The 21,146-nt window shown below is 60.8% G+C and carries 21 protein-coding genes; 8 read left to right on the top strand and 13 right to left on the bottom strand.

The features are described 5' to 3' along the window. Positions 1-69: 69 nt before the first annotated feature. The 5 genes from rng to mreB form a co-directional block, all read right to left on the bottom strand. The gene (gene rng / locus PSH94_RS04230) at positions 70-1,527 is read right to left on the bottom strand and encodes a ribonuclease G (RefSeq protein WP_181080619.1); all 1,458 of its coding nucleotides are present in this window, start codon (positions 1,525-1,527) and stop codon (positions 70-72) included. A gap of 70 nt (positions 1,528-1,597) precedes the next feature. Beyond that, the gene (locus PSH94_RS04225; RefSeq protein ID WP_305436574.1) at positions 1,598-2,194 is read right to left on the bottom strand and encodes a nucleoside triphosphate pyrophosphatase; all 597 of its coding nucleotides are present in this window, start codon (positions 2,192-2,194) and stop codon (positions 1,598-1,600) included. Between the two features lie 51 nt (positions 2,195-2,245). Then, complete coding sequence (mreD, locus tag PSH94_RS04220) at positions 2,246-2,734, bottom strand: rod shape-determining protein MreD (protein ID WP_181080617.1); 489 nt, start codon at positions 2,732-2,734, stop codon at positions 2,246-2,248. Beyond that, positions 2,734-3,816: a rod shape-determining protein MreC gene (gene mreC, locus PSH94_RS04215; protein WP_219855377.1), complete on the bottom strand. Its 1,083-nt coding sequence runs from the start codon at positions 3,814-3,816 to the stop codon at positions 2,734-2,736. Before mreC ends, mreD begins: the two co-directional genes overlap by 1 nt. A 170-nt stretch (positions 3,817-3,986) precedes the next feature. Beyond that, positions 3,987-5,024, bottom strand: a complete 1,038-nt coding sequence (gene mreB / locus PSH94_RS04210) for a rod shape-determining protein MreB (RefSeq protein WP_002555108.1) — start codon at positions 5,022-5,024, stop codon at positions 3,987-3,989. 210 nt (positions 5,025-5,234) lie between these two features. Here mreB and gatC point away from each other — a divergent pair, with 210 nt between their 5' ends. From gatC to PSH94_RS04180, 6 genes are all read left to right on the top strand, one after another. Next, positions 5,235-5,522: an Asp-tRNA(Asn)/Glu-tRNA(Gln) amidotransferase subunit GatC gene (gatC, locus tag PSH94_RS04205; RefSeq protein WP_005784804.1), complete on the top strand. Its 288-nt coding sequence runs from the start codon at positions 5,235-5,237 to the stop codon at positions 5,520-5,522. A gap of 16 nt (positions 5,523-5,538) precedes the next feature. Next, a complete protein-coding gene (gene gatA / locus PSH94_RS04200) occupies positions 5,539-6,990 on the top strand; it encodes an Asp-tRNA(Asn)/Glu-tRNA(Gln) amidotransferase subunit GatA (protein ID WP_305436571.1) in 1,452 nt (483 codons plus the stop codon). A gap of 10 nt (positions 6,991-7,000) precedes the next feature. Then, a complete protein-coding gene (gene gatB / locus PSH94_RS04195) occupies positions 7,001-8,446 on the top strand; it encodes an Asp-tRNA(Asn)/Glu-tRNA(Gln) amidotransferase subunit GatB (RefSeq protein WP_181080615.1) in 1,446 nt (481 codons plus the stop codon). A gap of 155 nt (positions 8,447-8,601) precedes the next feature. Continuing rightward, entirely contained in the window at positions 8,602-8,973 is a 372-nt protein-coding gene (locus PSH94_RS04190; protein ID WP_181080614.1) for a septal ring lytic transglycosylase RlpA family protein, read from the top strand. 67 nt (positions 8,974-9,040) lie between these two features. Further along, positions 9,041-10,087: a calcium/sodium antiporter gene (locus tag PSH94_RS04185; protein WP_253511994.1), complete on the top strand. Its 1,047-nt coding sequence runs from the start codon at positions 9,041-9,043 to the stop codon at positions 10,085-10,087. Further along, positions 10,084-10,464, top strand: a complete 381-nt coding sequence (locus PSH94_RS04180; RefSeq protein WP_285427899.1) for a carboxymuconolactone decarboxylase family protein — start codon at positions 10,084-10,086, stop codon at positions 10,462-10,464. The genes PSH94_RS04185 and PSH94_RS04180 overlap by 4 nt, the downstream gene beginning before the upstream one ends. Here PSH94_RS04180 and PSH94_RS04175 read toward each other — a convergent pair. From PSH94_RS04175 to kdgD, 5 genes are all read right to left on the bottom strand, one after another. Further along, a complete protein-coding gene (locus PSH94_RS04175) occupies positions 10,461-11,402 on the bottom strand; it encodes an AEC family transporter (RefSeq protein WP_305436570.1) in 942 nt (313 codons plus the stop codon). The two genes, PSH94_RS04180 and PSH94_RS04175, sit on opposite strands and share 4 nt — an antisense overlap. Before the next feature lie 163 nt (positions 11,403-11,565). Further along, complete coding sequence (gene garD, locus PSH94_RS04170; RefSeq protein WP_285427898.1) at positions 11,566-13,119, bottom strand: galactarate dehydratase; 1,554 nt, start codon at positions 13,117-13,119, stop codon at positions 11,566-11,568. Between the two features lie 11 nt (positions 13,120-13,130). Further along, entirely contained in the window at positions 13,131-14,495 is a 1,365-nt protein-coding gene (locus tag PSH94_RS04165; RefSeq protein ID WP_181080611.1) for an MFS transporter, read from the bottom strand. A gap of 98 nt (positions 14,496-14,593) precedes the next feature. After that, on the bottom strand, positions 14,594-16,039 hold the full coding sequence (locus PSH94_RS04160) for an aldehyde dehydrogenase family protein (RefSeq protein WP_266245983.1): 1,446 nt from the start codon (positions 16,037-16,039) through the stop codon (positions 14,594-14,596). Positions 16,040-16,093: 54 nt separating this feature from the next. After that, positions 16,094-17,005 (bottom strand): 5-dehydro-4-deoxyglucarate dehydratase, encoded by a 912-nt coding sequence (kdgD, locus tag PSH94_RS04155; RefSeq protein ID WP_253510464.1) that lies wholly within the window; start codon positions 17,003-17,005, stop codon positions 16,094-16,096. 234 nt (positions 17,006-17,239) lie between these two features. Here kdgD and PSH94_RS04150 point away from each other — a divergent pair, with 234 nt between their 5' ends. Continuing rightward, positions 17,240-18,394: a phospholipase gene (locus tag PSH94_RS04150; RefSeq protein WP_181080608.1), complete on the top strand. Its 1,155-nt coding sequence runs from the start codon at positions 17,240-17,242 to the stop codon at positions 18,392-18,394. A 137-nt stretch (positions 18,395-18,531) separates the two neighbouring features. Continuing rightward, entirely contained in the window at positions 18,532-19,170 is a 639-nt protein-coding gene (locus PSH94_RS04145; RefSeq protein WP_181080607.1) for a hypothetical protein, read from the top strand. On the opposite strand, the gene PSH94_RS04140 is transcribed toward PSH94_RS04145, so the two are convergent. The 3 genes from PSH94_RS04140 to PSH94_RS04130 all read right to left on the bottom strand — a co-directional run bounded on the left by PSH94_RS04140 (position 19,171) and on the right by PSH94_RS04130 (position 21,131). Next, entirely contained in the window at positions 19,171-19,917 is a 747-nt protein-coding gene (locus PSH94_RS04140) for a FadR/GntR family transcriptional regulator (RefSeq protein ID WP_181080606.1), read from the bottom strand. It lies immediately after the preceding gene. 159 nt (positions 19,918-20,076) lie between these two features. Next, complete coding sequence (locus PSH94_RS04135) at positions 20,077-20,496, bottom strand: ClpXP protease specificity-enhancing factor (RefSeq protein ID WP_181080605.1); 420 nt, start codon at positions 20,494-20,496, stop codon at positions 20,077-20,079. A gap of 17 nt (positions 20,497-20,513) precedes the next feature. Beyond that, positions 20,514-21,131 (bottom strand): glutathione S-transferase N-terminal domain-containing protein, encoded by a 618-nt coding sequence (locus PSH94_RS04130; protein WP_032886246.1) that lies wholly within the window; start codon positions 21,129-21,131, stop codon positions 20,514-20,516. Positions 21,132-21,146: the final 15 nt, after the last annotated feature.

Raw genomic sequence — 21,146 nt, 5'->3', positions numbered from 1 at the left:
GACCCTCAAGGCAGTAGTCGGACGGCGGCACAAAGGCCGCCGCTCGCGTGAAAGGAAAGCGAATGGGGATCAGAGCAGCACCACGTCGTATTGTTCCTGGGAATACATGGTTTCGACCTGGAAGCGAATCGTACGGCCGATAAACACCTCCAGCTCGGCGACGTTACCGGACTCTTCATCCAGCAATCGGTCAACCACTTTCTGGTTGGCAAGCACTCTATATCCTTCGGCCTGATACGCCCGCGCCTCTCGTAAGATTTCCCGGAAAATCTCATAGCAAACCGTTTCCGGAGTTTTCAATTTCCCCCGGCCCTGACAGCTGCTGCACGGCTCGCACAGCACTTGCTCCAGGCTTTCACGGGTACGCTTGCGGGTCATCTGCACCAGCCCCAGCTCGGTGATGCCGATGATATTGGTCTTGGCGTGATCGCGTTCCAACTGCTTTTCGAGCGTGCGCAAGACCTGGCGCTGATGCTCTTCATCTTCCATGTCGATGAAATCAATGATGATGATGCCGCCAAGGTTGCGCAGGCGCAGCTGGCGAGCAATCGCCGTGGCCGCTTCGAGGTTGGTCTTGAAGATGGTTTCCTCAAGGTTGCGATGGCCGACGAACGCTCCGGTGTTGACATCGATGGTGGTCATGGCTTCCGCCGGGTCCACCACCAGGTAGCCACCGGACTTGAGCGGCACTTTGCGCTCCAAGGCTTTCTGAATTTCGTCCTCGACGCCGTACAAGTCGAAGATCGGCCGCTCGCCGGGGTAGTGTTCCAGGCGGTCGGCAATTTCCGGCATCAACTCGGCGACAAACTGCGTGGTGCGCTGGAACGTTTCCCGCGAGTCGATGCGAATTTTCTCTATCTTGGGGCTGACCAGATCGCGCAGGGTACGCAGCGCCAGGCCCAGGTCTTCATAGATCACGCTGGGGGCGCCGATGGTCTTGATCTGTGCGCCGATCTGGTCCCATAAACGCCGCAGGTAGCGGATGTCCATAAGGATCTCATCGGCGCCGGCACCTTCGGCGGCAGTGCGCAGGATGAACCCGCCCGCCTCCTTGATACCTTCGGCGGCCACACAATCGCTGACCACTTTCTTAAGACGATCGCGCTCGGCTTCGTCTTCGATCTTCAGGGAAATGCCGACATGGGCCGTACGCGGCATATACACAAGGTAACGCGACGGAATCGACAGTTGAGTGGTCAGGCGTGCGCCCTTTGAGCCGATGGGGTCCTTGGTGACTTGCACCACCAGGCTCTGCCCTTCGTGCACCAGAGCGCTGATGCTCTCGACGGCCGGACCTTCACGCAGGGAAATCTCCGACGCATGGATGAACGCCGCGCGGTCCAGGCCGATGTCGACGAACGCCGCCTGCATGCCCGGCAATACCCGCACCACTTTGCCTTTGTAGATATTGCCTACGATCCCGCGTTTCTGGGTTCGCTCGACGTGCACTTCCTGCAGAACACCGTTCTCTACCACCGCCACGCGCGATTCCATCGGCGTGATATTGATCAGAATCTCTTCACTCATGGCTGGGTCTCGTTCAGGCGTTTTCACAATAGTGACCGATCGCTTAAGGCTGGGCGCTGGAGTAACGCATTCAGCGCACGGTAAGGTTTTGCCAACAGGGTATGTCGAATCGAGCGAGCAGTTGCGCGGTTTCGCACACCGGCAGGCCGACCACCGCGGAATAGCTGCCGTTGAGCCCTGTCACAAACACCGACCCCAGCCCTTGAATAGCATAGCCGCCGGCCTTATCCCGCGGTTCGCCGCTGCGCCAGTAGGCTGTCGCCTCCTCCAACGCGATGTCGCGAAAACGTACAAGGCTGCTGACACATAGGGCTTCACAACGCGTGCCATCCGTCAGGGCGACGGCAGTCAGGACTTCGTGTTCGCGCCCCGCCAACGCCATCAACATAGCCAGGGCATCGGCCTGATCCACGGGCTTGCCGAGGATCTTTGCGTCCACCACCACGGCCGTATCGGCGCCCAGCACACAACCGCCCAAGCCTTGCCCAAGCGCGGCAAAACCAGCCGCCGCCTTGCCGCGCGCCAGACGCTCGACATAGGCAACAGCGGATTCATTTGCGAGGGGAGTTTCATCAATTGCGGCGCTGACCACGGTGAAGGGCACACCGATCTGGGTCAGCAGTTCACGCCGCCGGGGGGAGCCGGAGGCCAGATACAACGTATTCATTGCAGACTCTCCCTGTAGGGTTCGATAACCAGGCAGAGCCTCGCAATCCATTCAATTGATCTTATAGCGGCGACGTAACCCGCGCAGGCCGAAACTGATCCACGGCCATAACAAAGCACTGACCAGTGCCGGCAATACCAGCGCCAGGGTCGGTTGACGATTGCCGGTCAGGGCACTGAGCCACAACTGTACCAACTGCGCCAGGCCGAAAATCACCAGGATCACCAGGCACTGCTGCCACATCGGAAACATGCGCAGACGCTGCTGCAACGACAACACCAGGAACGTAATCAGGGTCAGAATCAGGGCGTTCTGGCCCAGCAAGGTGCCATAGAGTACGTCTTGCGCCAAGCCCAGGAACATGGCGGTGACCATGCCGACTTTATGCGGCAGGTTCAACGACCAGAAGGCCAGCAGCAGCGCCAGCCACAGCGGGCGCAGGATTTCCATGAACTGGGGCAGTGGCGACACGCTGAGCAATAAACCGATGGCAAACGTCAGCCAGACGATCCAGCCATTTCGCGAATGGGTACTGGCCATTATTCCTCCCTCTGCCGCGTAGCTGCCGGGGCCGCAGCCGCGGGCGGCTTGGTGGCTGGCGCGGTGGTTGCAGGCGGCTTAGTGGCGGCGGGCTTGACCGGATGGGCGCCATGAGCCGCAGGCTTGGCCGGCGTGGCCACAGGCGCGGTCGCTGCCGGCGCTGTTGCCGGCGCCGCAGGAGTTGCCGGCGCGGGCTTGGGCACCGTCGCGGGGATGATCGGTGAGGTGCCGTTCTTTTTGTCTTCCGCTTCCTGGGCCTGGGCGGCTTCGTTGGCGCGCTCTTCCGGGGTGCGGTTGTCGCTGAATACCAGCAGCAGGTAACGGCTGCGGTTCAAGGCAGCAGTGGGCACGGCGCGCACAATAGCGAACGGCTGGCCGGAATCGTGGATCACTTCCTTGACCGTCGCCACCGGGTAACCGGCGGGGAAACGCTGCCCCAACCCGGAACTGACCAGCAGGTCGCCTTCCTTGATGTCGGCGGTATCGGCCACGTGGCGCAGCTCCAGACGCTCGGGATTGCCGGTACCGCTGGCAATCGCGCGCAGCCCGTTACGGTTGACCTGCACAGGGATGCTGTGGGTGGTATCCGTCAGCAACAGTACCCGCGAGGTGTAGGGCATCAGCTCGACCACCTGGCCCATCAGGCCACGCGCATCCAGCACCGGCTGGCCCAGGACTACGCCGTCGCGCTCACCCTTGTTGATGATGATGCGATGGGTAAAGGGGTTGGGGTCCATGCCGATCAACTCGGCCACTTCGACCTTTTCGTTGACCAGTGCAGACGAATTGAGCAACTCGCGCAGCCGAACGTTCTGCTCGGTCAGGGCCGCGAGCTTTTGCATGCGCCCCTGCAGCAGCAGGTTTTCAGTCTTGAGTTTTTCGTTCTCGGCGACCAGCTCAGTGCGGCTGCCGAATTGGCTGGCCACGCCCTGATAGAGACGTTGCGGCAGGTCGGTGATCCAGTAAGTCTGCATCAACACCAGCGACATCTGGCTGCGCACCGGCTTGAGCAGTGCGAAGCGCGCGTCGACCACCATCAACGCGACCGAAAGCACGACCAGCACCAATAAGCGCACGCCCAATGAGGGGCCTTTGGCGAAAAGCGGTTTAATAGGCCGCTCCTCCCAGGCAAATGTTCTCTTTATTCATACGGCATCAAACCGGCCTGGATGCAGATTGAAGAAGATAAACGCCCACAGGCCGCACTGCAAAGTGCTGCCTGTGGGCGACGCATGGGCAAACCAGCAATGTCTTATTCGCTGGAGAGCAGGTCCATGGTGTGCTTATCCATCATTTCCAGTGCACGACCACCGCCACGGGCAACACAGGTCAACGGGTCTTCGGCGACGATCACCGGCAAGCCGGTTTCCTGGGCCAGCAACTTGTCGAGGTCGCGCAGCAAGGCGCCACCACCGGTCAGGACCAGGCCGCGCTCGGCGATGTCGGACGCCAATTCCGGCGGCGATTGCTCCAGGGCGCTTTTCACCGCCTGAACGATAGTGGCCAGCGACTCTTGCAGAGCTTCCAGCACTTCATTGGAGTTCAGGGTGAAGGCACGAGGGACGCCTTCGGCCAGGTTGCGACCGCGAACATCGACTTCGCGTACTTCGCCGCCCGGATAGGCCGTACCGATTTCCTGCTTGATGCGCTCGGCGGTGGATTCGCCGATCAGGCTGCCGTAGTTACGGCGCACGTAGGTAATGATCGCTTCGTCGAAACGGTCGCCGCCTACGCGGACGGATTCGGCATACACCACACCATTCAGGGAAATCAGGGCGATTTCGGTAGTACCACCACCGATATCCACCACCATCGAACCGCGCGCTTCCTCAACCGGCAGGCCGGCACCGATGGCGGCAGCCATTGGCTCTTCGATCAGGAACACTTCGCGAGCACCGGCGCCGAGGGCCGATTCACGGATGGCGCGACGCTCCACCTGGGTGGACTTGCAGGGAACGCAGATCAGCACACGAGGGCTGGGCTGCAGGAAACTGTTTTCGTGAACCTTGTTGATGAAATACTGCAGCATCTTTTCGCAGACGCTGAAGTCGGCGATCACGCCGTCCTTCATCGGACGAATGGCAGCAATATTGCCGGGTGTTCGGCCGAGCATGCGCTTGGCCTCGGTGCCGACGGCAACGACACTTTTCTGATTACCATGGGTCCGAATGGCCACAACCGATGGCTCATTCAGAACGATACCGCGCTCGCGCACGTAAATAAGGGTGTTGGCAGTGCCCAGGTCAATGGAAAGATCGCTGGAAAACATGCCACGCAGTTTCTTGAACATGGGAAAGGGACCCTAGGCAACGCGTGGGTAAAAAAGTGCGGCAAACTCTAACAACGACAGGGATTTTGGGCAAGGCGCCAATGTGCTAAATTGGCCGACTTTCTGTGCACCAACCCCCACAATCGCGGCCGTAAGACCGTAGAAATGCGGTAGTGTTCCGACAATCTAACACACGGACAGCCTCCGTTCTGTTTTCCACTGGAGATTCCCATGGCGCTTGAACGCTCCGACGTGGAAAAAATCGCGCATCTGGCCTCGCTTGGCCTTAATGATGCCGATCTTCCACAGACCACCGCAGCCCTGAACAGCATTCTCGGGCTGGTTGACCAAATGCAGGCCGTAGACACCGACGGCATCGAGCCCCTGGCTCACCCGCTGGAAGCCAGCCAGCGCCTGCGCGCAGACGTGGTGACCGAACGCAATAATCGCGAGGCCTACCAGTCCATCGCGCCAGCGGTCGAAAACGGCCTGTACCTGGTTCCGAAAGTCATCGACTAAAGGGAAAGAGCCTTTCATGCATCACATGACTCTGGCCGAGATCGCCCGCGGTCTCGCCGATAAAAAGTTTTCCTCCGAAGAGCTGACCAAAACCCTGCTGGCGCGCATCGCCGAGCTGGACCCCAAGGTCAACAGCTTCATCAGCCTCACCGAAGAACTGGCCCTGAGCCAGGCCAAGGCCGCCGACGCCCGTCGCGCCAACGGTGAGAACGGCGCACTGCTGGGCGCCCCGATCGCCCACAAAGACCTGTTCTGCACCCAGGGCATTCGCACCAGTTGCGGCTCGAAGATGCTCGACAACTTCAAGGCACCCTACGACGCCACCGTGGTGTCCAAGCTCGCGACGGCGGGGGCCGTGACTCTGGGCAAGACCAACATGGACGAATTCGCCATGGGTTCGGCCAACGAGTCGAGCCACTACGGCGCGGTAAAAAACCCATGGAACCTGGAACACGTGCCGGGTGGTTCGTCCGGGGGTTCGGCAGCCGCCGTTGCCGCGCGTTTCCTGCCGGCGGCCACCGCCACCGACACCGGCGGCTCGATCCGCCAGCCGGCGGCGTTCACTAACCTCACCGGTTTGAAGCCGACCTACGGTCGCGTCTCCCGTTGGGGCATGATCGCCTACGCCTCCAGCCTCGATCAGGGCGGCCCGCTGGCCCGCAGCGCCGAAGACTGCGCGCTGCTGCTGCAGGGCATGGCCGGCTTCGACCCGCAGGATTCCACCAGCATCGATGAACCGGTGCCGGACTACAGCGCCAGCCTCAACGCCTCGATCAAGGGCCTGCGCATCGGCGTGCCGAAGGAATACTTCAGCGCCGGCCTCGACCCGCGCATCGCCGAGTTGGTGCATAACAGCATCAAAGAGCTGGAAAAGCTCGGCGCCGTCATCAAGGAAATCAGCCTGCCGAACAACCAGCACGCGATTCCTGCCTACTACGTGATCGCACCAGCGGAAGCCTCCTCCAACCTGTCGCGTTTCGACGGCGTGCGCTTCGGCTACCGCTGCGAGAACCCGAAGGACCTCACCGACCTGTACAAGCGCTCCCGTGGCGAAGGCTTCGGTGCCGAAGTGCAGCGCCGCATCATGGTCGGTGCGTATGCCCTGTCGGCCGGCTATTACGACGCTTACTACCTCAAGGCGCAGAAAATCCGACGCCTGATCAAGAACGACTTCATGGCCGCCTTCGAAGAAGTCGACGTAATCCTCGGCCCGACCACGCCGAACCCGGCCTGGAAGATCGGCGCCAAGACCGGCGACCCGATCGCCGAGTACCTGGAAGACCTCTACACCATCACCGCCAACCTCGCGGGCTTGCCAGGCTTGTCCATGCCGGCCGGTTTCGTCGATGGCCTGCCGGTGGGCGTGCAGTTGCTGGCCCCGTATTTCCAGGAAGGCCGCCTGCTCAATGTGGCGCACCAGTACCAGTTGCACACTGACTGGCACACCCGCACCCCTACCGGCTTCTGAGGAGAACACTATGCAATGGGAAGTCGTGATCGGGCTGGAGATTCATACCCAGCTCGCCACCCAATCGAAGATTTTCTCCGGTAGCGCCACCACGTTCGGCTCCGAGCCCAACACCCAGGCCAGCCTGGTCGACCTGGGCATGCCCGGCGTACTGCCGGTGCTGAACCAGGAAGCGGTACGCATGGCGGTGATGTTCGGCCTGGCGATTGACGCCGAGATCGGCCAGCACAACGTGTTTGCACGCAAGAACTACTTTTACCCGGATCTGCCCAAGGGCTATCAGATCAGCCAGATGGAACTGCCGATCGTCGGCAAGGGCCACCTGGACATCCCGCTGGAAGACGGCACGATCAAACGTGTCGGCGTAACCCGCGCCCACCTGGAAGAGGATGCCGGTAAAAGCCTGCACGAAGAATTCCCGGGCGCTACCGGTATCGACCTGAACCGCGCCGGCACGCCACTGCTGGAGATCGTCTCCGAGCCGGACATGCGCAGCGCCAAGGAAGCCGTGGCCTACGTCAAAACCATCCACGCGCTGGTGCGCTACCTGGGTATCTGCGACGGCAACATGGCCGAAGGCTCGCTGCGTTGCGACTGCAACGTATCGATCCGTCCAAAGGGCCAGGTCGAATTCGGCACCCGCTGCGAGATCAAGAACGTCAACTCGTTCCGCTTTATCGAGAAGGCGATCAACAGCGAAGTGCGCCGCCAGATCGAACTGATCGAAGATGGCGGCAAGGTTATCCAGCAAACGCGCCTGTACGACCCGAACAAGGACGAAACCCGCGCCATGCGCAGCAAAGAGGAAGCCAACGACTACCGTTACTTCCCCGATCCGGACCTGTTGCCGGTGGTGCTGGAGGATTCGTTCCTCAATGACATCCGCGCCACCCTGCCGGAATTGCCACAGCAGAAACGCGAGCGCTTCCAGGCGCAGTTCGGCCTGTCGGTCTACGATGCCAGCGTTTTGGCCTCCAGCCGCGAACAAGCCAACTACTTCGAAAAAGTCGTAAGCATTGCCGGTGACGCCAAACTGGCGGCCAACTGGGTGATGGTCGAGCTGGGCAGCCTGTTGAACAAACAGGGCCTGGAAATCGACGAAGCACCGGTCACCGCCGAGCAACTGGGCGGCATGCTGCTGCGCATCAAGGACAACACCATCTCCGGCAAGATCGCCAAGACCGTGTTCGAAGCCATGGCCAGCGGCGAAGGCAGTGCCGACGAGATCATCGAAAAGCGCGGCCTCAAGCAAGTCACCGACAGTGGCGCGATTTCGGCCGTACTCGATGAAATGCTCGCGGCCAACGCCGAGCAGGTCGAGCAGTATCGTGCGGCAGACGAGGCCAAGCGCGGCAAGATGTTCGGCTTCTTTGTGGGCCAGGCCATGAAAGCCTCCAAGGGCAAGGCCAACCCGCAACAGGTGAACGAGCTGCTCAAAAGCAAGCTTGAAGGCTGACAGCGATGAATGGTCCGAGTGAGACTTCACGCTTAACTCGGACTCCCTGTGCGAGGGGGCTTGCCCCCGATAGCGGTGATTCAGTCAACCCAGTGGCGGCTGACACTGCTATCGGGGCAAGCCCCTTCCCACATTTGTAACGGGGTAACCTTGGAATGAAGCGTCTACTCGGCCTCCTGGCCCTGTTCTCTCTTTTAGGCGGTTGCGCCAGCGGCATCATCGACCCCAATGGCTACGACGAAACCGGCACCGCTTCCTATTACGGCGCCAGACACCATGGCAAGAAGACTGCCAGCGGTGAACCCTTCAACCAGAACGCCCTGACCGCCGCCCATCGGCGCCTGCCCTTCGGCACTCAGGTCAGGGTCACCAACCTGAACAACGATCGAGCCGTGGTGGTGCGCATCAACGATCGCGGCCCACATGCCCGTGGGCGCTTGATTGATCTTTCCCGCAAGGCGGCCGAGCAACTGGGTATGCTCGGCAGCGGCACCGCCCGCGTTCGCGTGCAAGCCCTGAGCAACTGAACCACAGCGCAAAGGAGCCCTGGCCATTTTCGGATTAACCGCCCTCTCCCCCTGGAGCCTGCTCGAACTGACCAGCGGCCTCGTGTTGCTGATCCTTGGCGCCGAAATCCTGGTGCGCGCCGCCGTGCGCCTGGCGGCGAGCCTCAAGGTACGGCCATTGATCATCGGCTTGACCATCGTGGCCTTCGGCAGCAGCGCGCCGCAGATGACGGTCAGCCTGCAGGCCACCCTGGCCGGCAATACCGACATTGCCGTGGGCAGTGTGATCGGCAGCAGCATCTTCAACATCCTGGTGACCCTGGGCCTTTCTGCGCTGATCATCCCCCTGCGGGTGTCGCGCCAACTGGTACGCCTGGATATTCCGGTGATGATCCTCGCCGGGCTGCTGGTGTTCACCCTGGCCGCCAATGAAGAACTCACGCCGCTCGATGGCGTGTTGCTGCTGGTGGCCCTGAGCGCCTATCTCGGCGTGCTGCATTATCAGACCCGACACTCACGGCGCCCGCGCACGCTCGACACCGTGGCACGGGCGCCGTGGCTGAGCAGTGTGCTGCTGATGCTCGGCGGGCTGCTGATCCTGGTACTGGCCGGCCACCTGCTGCTGGGTGCGGCAGTGGATGTGGCTGGCGACCTGGGCCTGTCGGAACGCATTATCGGCCTGACACTGATCGGCGTCGGCACCTCGCTGCCGTGCATGGCCACCTCCCTGATCGCCGCCCTGCGCGGCCAGCGGGAAATTGCCGTAGGCAACGTGATCGGCAGCAACCTGTTCAACCTGCTGGGCGTGCTGGGCCTTACCGCCGTGCTCGCGCCGTCGCCGCTGTCGGTGTCGCCCAATGCGCTGGATTTCGATTTGCCGGTGATGCTGGGCGTGGTGGTGCTGTGCCTGCCGGTGTTCTATACCGGCTACCGCGTGACCCGTGCCGAAGGTTTGGTGCTGCTGGGCTTGTACCTGGCGTATGGGCTGCATGTGATGTCGTTCACCACCGGCATGCCCCTGGCCAACAAACTTGAACACTTGATGGTGTATTACATCCTGCCAGTGCTGGTGGCTTTCCTGTTGTTCAGCACGCTGCGAGCCTGGCGCCGCCAACACAAGAGGGAATCGTCATGACCGAGCAGAAAACACCCGGGGTTGAGATGCGTCGCCAGGTGATGGGCGACGCATTCGTCGACCGCGCGCTGGGCAACGCCACGGCGTTCACCCAGCCGCTGCAGGACTTCGTCAACGAGCACGCCTGGGGCGCCGTGTGGAACCGCGACGGTTTGCCGCTCAAGACCCGCAGCCTGATCACTCTCGCCGCCCTGACCGCGCTCAAGTGCCCGCAGGAACTCAAGGGCCATGTGCGCGGCGCGCTGAACAATGGCTGTACCGTGGAAGAGATTCGCGAGGCGCTGCTGCATTGTGCGGTGTACGCCGGGGTACCGGCCGCCATCGATGCGTTTCGGGCAGCGCAGGAAGTGATCGACAGCTACCAGCAGGACGCCTAGATCCAGCCCCCGGCCTGCAACACAAAGATCCCGATATTCGTGGTCACCGCCGCCATCAGCGTGGTGATCACAATAATCGCCGCCGCCAGTTCATGATTGCCCTCGGCCGCGCGAGCCATCACAAAGCTGGCAGCCGCCGTCGGCGCACCGAAGTACAAGAACAAAATCCCCAGTTCCGCCCCGCGAAAGCCCAGCAGCCAAGCGCCCAGGGTGGCGAGCAGCGGCAGCCAGATCATCTTCATCAGGCTCGCACTCAAGGCCATGCTGCCGCTTTTGCGCAGCGCCGCCAGGGACAAGGTACCGCCGATGCAGATCAGCGCCAGCGGCAAGGTCGTGTCGGCCAGATACTGGGCGGATTTTTCCAGCCAGCCCGGCAGACCGATCTGAAAGTACGCGAACGGCGCGGCGGCAATCACGCTGATGATAAGCGGGTTGGCGATCACGCTTTTGAAGATGCTCCACGGGTCGGACTTGATCACCGGGCTGTACACCGCCAGCACAATGGTCGACAGGGTGTTGTAGAACAGGATCACCAGCGCCGCGAGGATCGCACCGAGGGAGATGCCGTAGTCACCATACATGCTCGCGGCCAACGCCAGACCGATCACCCCGTTATTGCCGCGAAACGCGCCTTGGGTATAGATGCCACGGTCTTCTTTGCGGCAACGAAAGATGGCCCAGGCCCAGGCCAGCGTAAAGCTCACCAGCGTGGCCACGGAAAAGTAGATCAGCAGGCCCGGCTTGAGCGCCGAATGCAGGTCGGCGTGCAGGATGCCGAGGAACAGCAACGCCGGCATGGTGACGTTGAACACCAGGGACGATGCGGTGTGGATAAAGTTGTCGTTGATCCAGTTGATGCGCTTGAGCAGCACACCCAGAAACAGCATGGCAAACACCGGCGCGGTGATCGTGAGGGTAGTGAGAAAGATAGCCAGCATGCCGGGAAGAACCTTGGTGAGCGTCGTTAGGTGGCTAATGATAAGCCATGCAGCTCAGCGGTGCCTGTTAGACCGCAATCGGGGGCAAGCCCCCTCCCACAGTTTGAATTGTGAATACCTTCAAGTGTGGGAGGGGGCTTGCCCCGATGCAGACGCCTCGATCTCAGGTGATCGGCGCCGGGTTGAACAAGGTAATGTCGTTGTGCAGCTTGTGATGCTCCGCCCACGTTTTCTTCTTGCCGCTGGCCACGTCCAGGTAGAAGTGAAACAACTCCCAGCCCAACTCCTCGATACTCGCGCGCCCGGTGGCGATGCGCCCGGCGTCGATGTCGATGAGGTCCGGCCAGCGTTGCGCCAGTTCCGTACGGGTCGAGACCTTCACCACCGGCGCCATCGCCAGCCCATAAGGCGTACCACGACCGGTGGTAAATACATGCAGGTTCATCCCCGCCGCCAGTTGCAACGTACCGCACACAAAATCGCTGGCCGGGGTGGCGCAGAAAATCAGGCCCTTGCCCTTGAAGCGCTCGCCAGGGCCCAGCACGCCGTTGATCGCGCTGCTGCCGGACTTGACGATGGAGCCCAACGACTTCTCGACAATGTTCGACAACCCGCCCTTCTTGTTGCCCGGCGTGGTGTTGGCACTGCGGTCCGCTTCGCCCTTGGCCAGGTAACGGTCGTACCAGTCCATTTCTCTGACCAACTCTTCGGCCACTTCCTTCGTCTGTGCGCGAGAGGTCAGCAGGTAGATGGCATCACGTACTTCGGTGACTTCGGAAAACATTACCGTCGCGCCCGCCCGCAGCAGCAAATCCGAGGCGTAGCCCAGTGCCGGGTTGGCGGTGATGCCGGAAAACGCATCGCTGCCGCCGCATTGCATGCCCAGGATCAGCTCGGACGCCGGCACGGTTTCCCGGCGGCGCTGGTCGAGCTTCTTCAAGCGCACTTCGGCCAGTTCCATGATCTGCTCGATCATCTCGGTGAAGCCGTGGCTGGAGTCCTGCAGCCGATACAGCCACGGCTCGCTCAAATCGACGGAACTGTCGTTGTCGTGCATCACCTGGCCGGCCTGCAGTTTCTCGCAGCCCAGGCTGATCACCAGGGCTTCGCCCCCCAGGTTCGGGTTGCGCGCCAGGTTGCGCACGGTACGGATCGGAATGTAGGCATCCGTCGCGGTGATCGCCACCCCGCAGCCATAACTGTGAGTCAGCGCCACCACGTCATCGACGTTGGGGTACTTGGGCAGCAACTCCTCCTTGATGCGCTTGACCGCGTGGTCCAGCACCCCGGTCACGCACTGCACCGTGGTGGTGATGCCCAGGATATTGCGCGTGCCGACAGTGCCGTCGGTATTGCGGTAGCCCTCGAACGTGTAGCCCTCCAGCGGCGCCTGGCCCTCGGGCACCTCGGTGGACAGCGGCAAGCTGTCCAGCGGTGGCGCGGTAGGCATGCGCAGTTGATCTTCCTGGACCCAACTGCCACGCGGAATCGGCGCCAGGGCGTAACCGATGGTCTGTCCGTAGCGAATAATCTGACCGCCTTCGGGGATATCCTCCAGGGTCACTTTATGGCTCTGGGGGATGAAATCCACGGTCACCAGGCCGTCCGGGAACTCGGTCCCGGCCGGTACACCCTGGTCGTTGACCACGATCACTACGTTGTCGCGCTCGTGCAGGCGAATGGAGCGCGGCGAGTCGGCATGTTCAATCAACTGCATCACAGGGCCTCTCAGGAATGCGCTTCGGTTAGGTTGGTCAACTCAGGCCCTTTGCTTGGCGGCTCTTTGAGTACGACACGCTTGATCGGGCCGACGATCACCAGGTAGCTGAACACCGCCACCAGCGCGTTAGCGCCGACAAACACCAGGGCCCACTTGAACGAACCGGTGGTACTGATGATGTAGCCGATGACAATCGGTGTGGTGATCGACGCCAGGTTACCGAAGGTGTTGAACAGGCCGCCACTGAGACCGGCGATTTGTTTCGGCGAGGTGTCAGACACCACCGCCCAGCCCAGTGCGCCAACACCCTTGCCGAAGAAGGCCAAGGCCATGAAGCCCACCACCATCCATTCAACGTCAACATAGTTGCACGCGATGATGCTGCTGGAGACCAGCAGGCCGGCAATGATCGGCGCCTTGCGGGCGAAGGTCAGCGAGTGGCCTTTGCGCAGCAGGTAATCGGAAATCACCCCGCCGAGCACGCCGCCGATAAAGCCGCAGATCGCCGGCAACGAGGCGATGAAACCGGCCTTGAGGATGGTCATGCCACGGTCCTGCACCAGGTACACGGGGAACCATGTCAGGAAGAAGTAGGTGATGCCATTGATGCAGTACTGGCCGAGGTACACGCCAAGCATCATGCGGTTGGTGAGCAACTGACGGATGTAATCCCACTTCGGCCCGTCGGTTTTCTTACCCTTGGCTTTGTCCTGGTCCATATCGACCATCGCGCCATTGGCGGCGATGTGATTGAGCTCGGCCTCATTGATCATCGGGTGCTGACGCGGGCTGTGGATCACTTTCAGCCAGATCAGCGAGAACACGATACCGATCGCGCCCATTACGATGAACACGTGCTGCCAGCCGAAGCGGTAGACGATCCATCCCATCAGCGGCGCGAACAGCACCGTGGCGAAGTACTGCGCCGAGTTGAAGATCGCCGAAGCCGTGCCGCGCTCTGCGGTCGGGAACCAGGCGGCCACGATCCGCGCGTTCCCCGGAAAGGACGGCGCTTCGGCCAGGCCTACCAGGAAGCGCAGCATAAACAGCGCGACCACGGCGGTGGAGACACCGAACTCACCGACATAGCCTTGCAGCACGGTGAACAGAGACCAGGTGAAGATGCTCAGGGCATAGACTTTTTTCGAGCCGAACCGGTCCAGCAGCCAGCCACCGGGGATTTGCCCGGCCACATAGGCCCAACCGAATGCGGAGAAGATATAACCGAGGGTGACCGCGTCGATGCCGAGGTCTTTTTGCAGGCTGGAGCCCGCGATGGCGATGGTGGCCCGGTCGGCGTAGTTGATCGTGGTCACCACAAACAGCATGAGCAGGATCAAATAGCGGACGTGGGTCGGCTTGGTCGCTTGCATGTAGAAGTACTCCCACTAATTATTTTTTTTGCGGGTAATGGTTTTCTGTTTTTGTCGTGGGGTCCGGCACGCATCCGGCCCCCACTGGGTGTTGCGTATTACGAACCGATGTAGCTGGTTTTCACCACGGTGTAGAACTCTTGCGCATAGCGACCCTGCTCACGCGAACCATAGGATGAGCCCTTACGGCCACCGAACGGCACGTGGTAATCCACGCCGGCGGTCGGCAGATTGACCATCACCATCCCGGCCTGGGAGTGACGCTTGAAGTGGTTGGCATACTTGAGCGACGTGGTGGCGATACCGGCCGACAAGCCGAACTCGGTGTCGTTGGCCATGGCCAGCGCCGCCTCGTAGTCGGCTACGCGCACCACGTTGGCCACCGGGCCGAAGATTTCTTCGCGGCTGATGCGCATGGACGCTTCGCTGTCGGCAAACAACGTCGGCGCCAGGAAGTAGCCCTCGGTGTCGCACGTCACCAGGGCGCCACCGCTGACCAGCCGCGCGCCTTCGCTCTGGCCGATATCGATGTACTTCATGTCCTGGTCCAGTTGGGCCTGGGACACGACGGGGCCGATATCGGTGCCGCTCTTGAGGGCGTGGCCGACCTTGATCGACTTCATGCGCTCGGCCATGGCCGCGACAAACTGGTCGTGGATGCCGGCGGTCACGATCAAACGGCTGGACGCCGTGCAACGCTGGCCCGTGGAATAGAACGCGCTCTGCACCGCCAGCTCCACCGCTTGCTTGAGGTCGGCGTCGTCGAGAATGATCTGCGGGTTCTTGCCGCCCATTTCCAGCTGCACTTTGGCCTGGCGCGACACACAGCTGACCGCGATCTGGCGACCCACACCGACGGAACCGGTGAAGCTGATACCGTCGACTTTCGGGCTGTTGACCAGCACATCACCGACCACACGGCCGCTGCCCATCACCAGGTTGAACACACCGTCCGGGAAACCGGCGCGAGAGATGATTTCCGCCAATGCCCAGGCACAACCCGGCACCAGCTCGGCGGGCTTGATCACCACGCAATTGCCGTAGGCCAGGGCCGGCGCGATTTTCCACGCAGGAATGGCAATCGGGAAGTTCCACGGCGTAATCAGGCCAACCACACCGAGGGCTTCGCGGGTGACTTCGACGTTGACGCCCGGGCGCACCGACGGCACGTAGTCGCCGGACAAGCGCAGGCATTCGCCAGCGAAAAACTTGAAGATATTACCGGCGCGGGTCACTTCACCGATGGCTTCGGGCAAGGTCTTGCCTTCTTCACGGGCCAGCAACGTGCCGAGCTCTTCACGGCGAGCGAGGATTTCGCTGCCGACTTTATCCAGTGCATCGTGACGTGCCTGGATACCCGAGGTGGACCAGGCCGGGAACGCGGCGCGGGCGGCGTCGATAGCGGCGTTGACTTGAGCGACATCAGCCTTGGCGTATTCGCCGATGACATCGGACAACTCCGACGGGTTGATGTTGGTGCAGTAGTCAGCACCGGCCACCCACTGACCATTGATGTAGTTCTCAAAACGCTTGGATTGGGACACGAATCTTCTCCTGACGCAAAAGGCCGCTGATTGCTCAGCGGCCTTGTAAATGTCTTATTGCGGGCCTTGCTTATCGATCAGCGCGGCCAGGGCTTCGTATTCTTCCGGCAACAGATCGGTCAGCGGCGTGCGCACCGGGCCTGCGTCGTAACCGGCGATTTTTGCACCGGCCTTGACGATGCTCACGGCATAACCGGCTTTGCGGTTACGAATGTCCAGGTAAGGCAGGAAGAAGTTGTCGATGATCTTGCCGACGGTGGCGTGATCATCCCTGGCAATCGCGTGGTAGAAGTCCATCGCGGTTTTCGGGATGAAGTTGAACACCGCCGAGGAGTACACCGGCACGCCCAGGGCCTTGTAGGCCGCGGCGTAGACTTCTGCAGTCGGCAGGCCGCCAAGGTAGCTGAAACGATCACCGAGGCGGCGACGGATCGACACCATCAGCTCGATGTCGCCCAGACCGTCCTTGTAGCCAATGAGGTTCGGGCAGCGCTCAGCCAGGCGTTCCAGCAGCGGCGCCGTCAGGCGGCAGACGTTGCGGTTATAGACCACCACGCCGATCTTGACCGATTTGCACACCGCTTCAACGTGGGCGGCAACCCCGTCCTGGCTGGCTTCGGTGAGGTAGTGCGGCAGCAGCAGCAGGCCTTTGGCGCCCAGACGTTCGGCTTCCTGCGCATATTCGATAGCCTGGCGCGTCGAACCGCCGACACCCGCGAGGATCGGCACGCTGGTGGCGCAGGTATCAACGGCAGTCTTGATCACTTGAGAATATTCGCTGGCAGCCAGGGAAAAAAACTCACCGGTGCCGCCTGCGGCGAACAAGGCTGTAGCGCCGTAAGGGGCCAGCCATTCCAGGCGCTTGATGTAACCCGCCTGGTGGAAATCGCCCTGGGCGTTGAAATCGGTCACGGGGAAAGACAGCAGACCGTGAGAGAGGATGGACTTCAGTTCTTGTGGATTCATTATTCGAACACCCTGGGTAAAGACTTTCTGTCGAAAGATTGTTGTTGGTTTTGATGATGTCGTACGTCATCGTACAACTATAAAAGTATTCGTCAACTGCAATTCATCGACCGTGGCGTTGCGCCATGTTTATACGAGGCTCCTTGACGTAGGACATTTATCCTCTAAGCTCGCAATGGCTGTATATCCATACAGCATAAAGGGAAAATTCCTACGACATAGCAAGGAGCTAACATGTCCGGTTCTACACTCGCGGCACCCGAAAAAAAATCACCCCTGCTGCGCTTCGAAGGTGGGGAACACACCGCCATCGGCGATGACACACTGTTGCGTTTCGCCAAAGACGCGGCGGCAATTCCCGCACGCCAAGTCCTGCTGCACCTGCCCAACGGGCTTGCCCTGACCTACGGCCAAGTGATCGCCCTGGGTGGCGATTTCTATGGCATCCCCGGCCATCCCATCAGCGATGGCGCCTCCCCCGCCGAACGGGTGCAACGATTTACGGCCGCCTTCAATTCCCTGGCAGTGCTGCCGGCCTCACGGGAAGAAGCCGGCAAGATCCTCGCGGTGATGCAAAAGGAGATCAACGCGGTCAACCAGGCCATCAAGGACGGCAAACAGCCCCATGACGCGTATGACGCCCTGGGGGATAGCTTGTCCGAGGAATGGAACCGCATCACCGGTGGCGGCAGCGCGGTGTCGGCGCTGATTCCGCTGGGTCGCTACCTCAAGCTGGCGGCGGACAATGCCGACCATTTCGGCGAATGGGCACTGTCGGCCTACCTCGCCGGGCATACCGCAGCGCTGCAACAAGCCGTGGTGGCCCATCAAACCGGCACCGATCAGGCGCTGGAACTGGCCTACGCCATGAACAGTTTTGCCGATCACTTTTTGACCGATCTGTTTTCCGCCGGCCACCTGCGCGTCCCGCGCAAGCAACTGGCCGCCGTGGTCACACCTGGCGATCTCGGTTCGCTGATCAGCCGTTTCATGCATGACGAAGACAGTAAATTCGGACTCAAGGTGCGCAACGCCATGGGCGACGAATGGCACGCCTACGGGGACAAACGCTACTTCGATGACATCGACGCGGCCAATCGGGTCCAGGTCAAGCGCGCGGTGCAAGCCTCGGCGGACGAGATCTTCGAGACGTTTATCAGCGGCACCGCGCCCTCCCCGGCCACTTTCAAGGCGCCGCTGTACGTGCCGGACCTGAACGCCGCGCAGAACCCGGCGAACAACTTTTCACCGTTGTTCAAGATGGAAGGCGACAAGGTGGCGAGGCGCAAGGACGTGAATGACCTGAACGACAAGCATTGGACGAATGACTGGTGGGGATGGAGTACGTATTTGTTGCTCAAGGACTACACGCCGAATGCTCCGGCTTGAAGAATGCCGTTTGTCGAAACTGTGATTTTTAACAGTTACGTGGGATCAAGACGAGGGGGATAACACGCCTCAAGGGCAGTGCAAGCAGCTCTTGAGGCAAATTTTTACAACCACCCCGATACCAAGGAGAACCCAACATGACTCTAGCCCCTCCTATCCTCAAGCCACAAGCCGACAAAGGTAGAATCAGGCTGGCAGAGCTTCCAGAGGCATTGAGCCTGAGCATCACTGATAAGTTAGCGCTTAATTCGCAGGTTTACGCGTTCATTCTGACCGACCCAATACAAGACCCTGAATTTCCAACGTGGTCCGGTTATGACATGCGTCGGCTCAACACCAGTGAATGGCGCGTTTCGCCCGATGATCCGGAAGATGGGGACTTCTTCCCTCTCAGCGATCTTAAAGTAACCATTCCCAAGGAGACACTCGCGAACTACCTTGGCAAAACCATTCACGTGGGTTACTCGACCCGAGGTGAATCCGGCGTAGAGAGCTCATCGACTATTCCACTGACTATCACATCGCGCAGGACCGGAATGCGCACGATATGTCACATCAACTCCATGACTAAGCTGCCGGGCAATGTCGACAATCCCCAGTATTTTGAGCTCGAAGCAGCCGCGAATGTCGGAGATTTCATTTATTTCAGCCTGGCAAACCTATGGGTTCTCGTCAAAGGCAGGTATTTTTTCATGGGAGAGGACATCGACGACCAGACGCTGATACTAGAGACCTTGGTCACCGAGCCCCCCACTGATATTCGGCCACCGGCGTGATCAGACAGCCCTTTCAGCCTCTTCATGAGCATGGCGCAGCCGCTCGCGACTGTTGGTCAGGTGCAAACGCATGGCCGCTCGTGCCGCGTCCGAATCCTGGCGGGCAATCGCCTCGTAGATTTCTTCGTGTTCGCGGCTCAGGCGGTCCATGTAGTGTTGCTGATCATCATGGGCCAGGCGCGCGGAGTTCAGGCGGGTACGCGGAATGATGCTGGTGCCCAGGTGGGTCATGATGTCGGTGAAGTAGCGGTTGCCGGTGGACAAGGCAATTTCCAGGTGAAAAGCAAAGTCCGATGCAACCGCATCGCCCGCGTGCGCGGCGCTCTCGTTCAGCGCATCGAGTGCCGCGCGCATGGCCGCCAGTTGCTCATCGTTGCGACGTAACGCGGCGAGGCCGGCGGATTCCACTTCCAGGCTGATACGCAACTCCAGAATGGCCAGTACATCGCGCAACGTCACCACGGTGGCAGGATCAATGCGAAAACCACTGGGGCTGGGCGTATCGAGTACAAAGGTGCCGATGCCATGGCGCGTCTCGACCTGCCCTGCCGCCTGCAGGCGCGAGATGGCTTCGCGCACCACCGTGCGGCTGACCCCATGGGCTTCCATGATGGCCGACTCGGTAGGCAGTTTATCGCCACGCTTGAGTTGGCCATCGCGGATTTGCTCGGACAACACCGTGACCAATTCCTGGGCAAGGCTGCGGCGCTTGCGGGGAAGACGAGGGGCGGTGTTGGCGTTTTCCATGATGGATCATCTTTCTCGGCGAACTTGAGCACGCATCATAGCCCATGGCGGTTGTACGATCACCGTCCAGTCACGACTTTCATCCCTATCCAGCGCGCAAAAAAATGCCCCGACACAGATCGAGGCATTTTCTTCAGACACGTCCCGGGACGTAACGGCTTACTTGACCACCTTCAGGCTTGGCCGGCCGCTGGGACGCGGTGGCTCGGTGCCCGGCGGAGGCAGATCATCACCGTCTTCACTGTCGATCGTTTCGTCATCCTCGAAAGGCGACTCCAGATCGAACACCATGCCTTGGCCATTCTCACGGGCATAGATCCCGAGAATGGCGCCAATCGGCACATAGAGCGTGTGCGGCACACCACCGAAACGCCCTTCGAAACTAACGGCTTCGTTGTCCATATGCAGATGACGCACCGCACTGGGCGACACGTTCAGCACAATCTGTCCGTCACTGGCAAAACCCTGCGGTACCTGAACCGCAGGAAATTCGGAATTGACCAGCATGTGCGGGGTGCAATCGTTGTCCACAATCCACTCATAGAGCGCGCGGACCAGGTAGGGTCGACTGGAGTTCATCAGCGGCTCCTTAAGCCTTAGCGCATATCGCGTTCGACACCAGACAGACTCGCCTGGAAAGCCTCACGCGCAAACTGGCGCTCCATGTAATCAAGCAACGGCTTGGCCGGCCGTGGCAGTTCAATGCCCAGAATCGGCAAGCGCCAGAGTATGGGTAATAGGCAGCAATCGACCAGGCTTTGTTCCTCACTGAGGAAAAAAGGCTTGTCGGCGAACAATGGCGAAACGCCGGTCAGGCTTTCGCGCAATTCCTTGCGCGCCACAACACGGGCCGCCTCTTTGCTGCGCGAATCCAGGATCACATCCACCAGCCCGCACCAGTCACGTTGGATCCGATGGATCAGCAGGCGGCTGTTGGCACGCGCCACCGGGTACACCGGCAACAAAGGCGGATGAGGGTAACGCTCATCCAGATATTCCATCACCACGGTTGACTCCCACAACGCCAGGTCACGATCGACCAGGGTGGGCAAGCTGCCGTAAGGGTTCACTTCGATCAGTTTCGGTGGATGGCGTCCTGCCTCCACACTGATGATCTCGGCGCTGACACCCTTCTCTGCGAGCACGATGCGTACTCGGTGGGAATAGTGGTCGGCGGGGTCGGAGTAACAGGCCAACCGATTGGTCACGCCCATGGCGGTCCTCCTCGC

It is taken from the genome of Pseudomonas sp. FP2254 (assembly GCF_030687695.1).
GTDB classification, from domain to species: Bacteria; Pseudomonadota; Gammaproteobacteria; order Pseudomonadales; family Pseudomonadaceae; genus Aquipseudomonas; species Aquipseudomonas quebecensis.
Note: the sequence above shows the minus strand (reverse complement) of the source record. Positions and strands in the feature narration are given on the sequence as shown.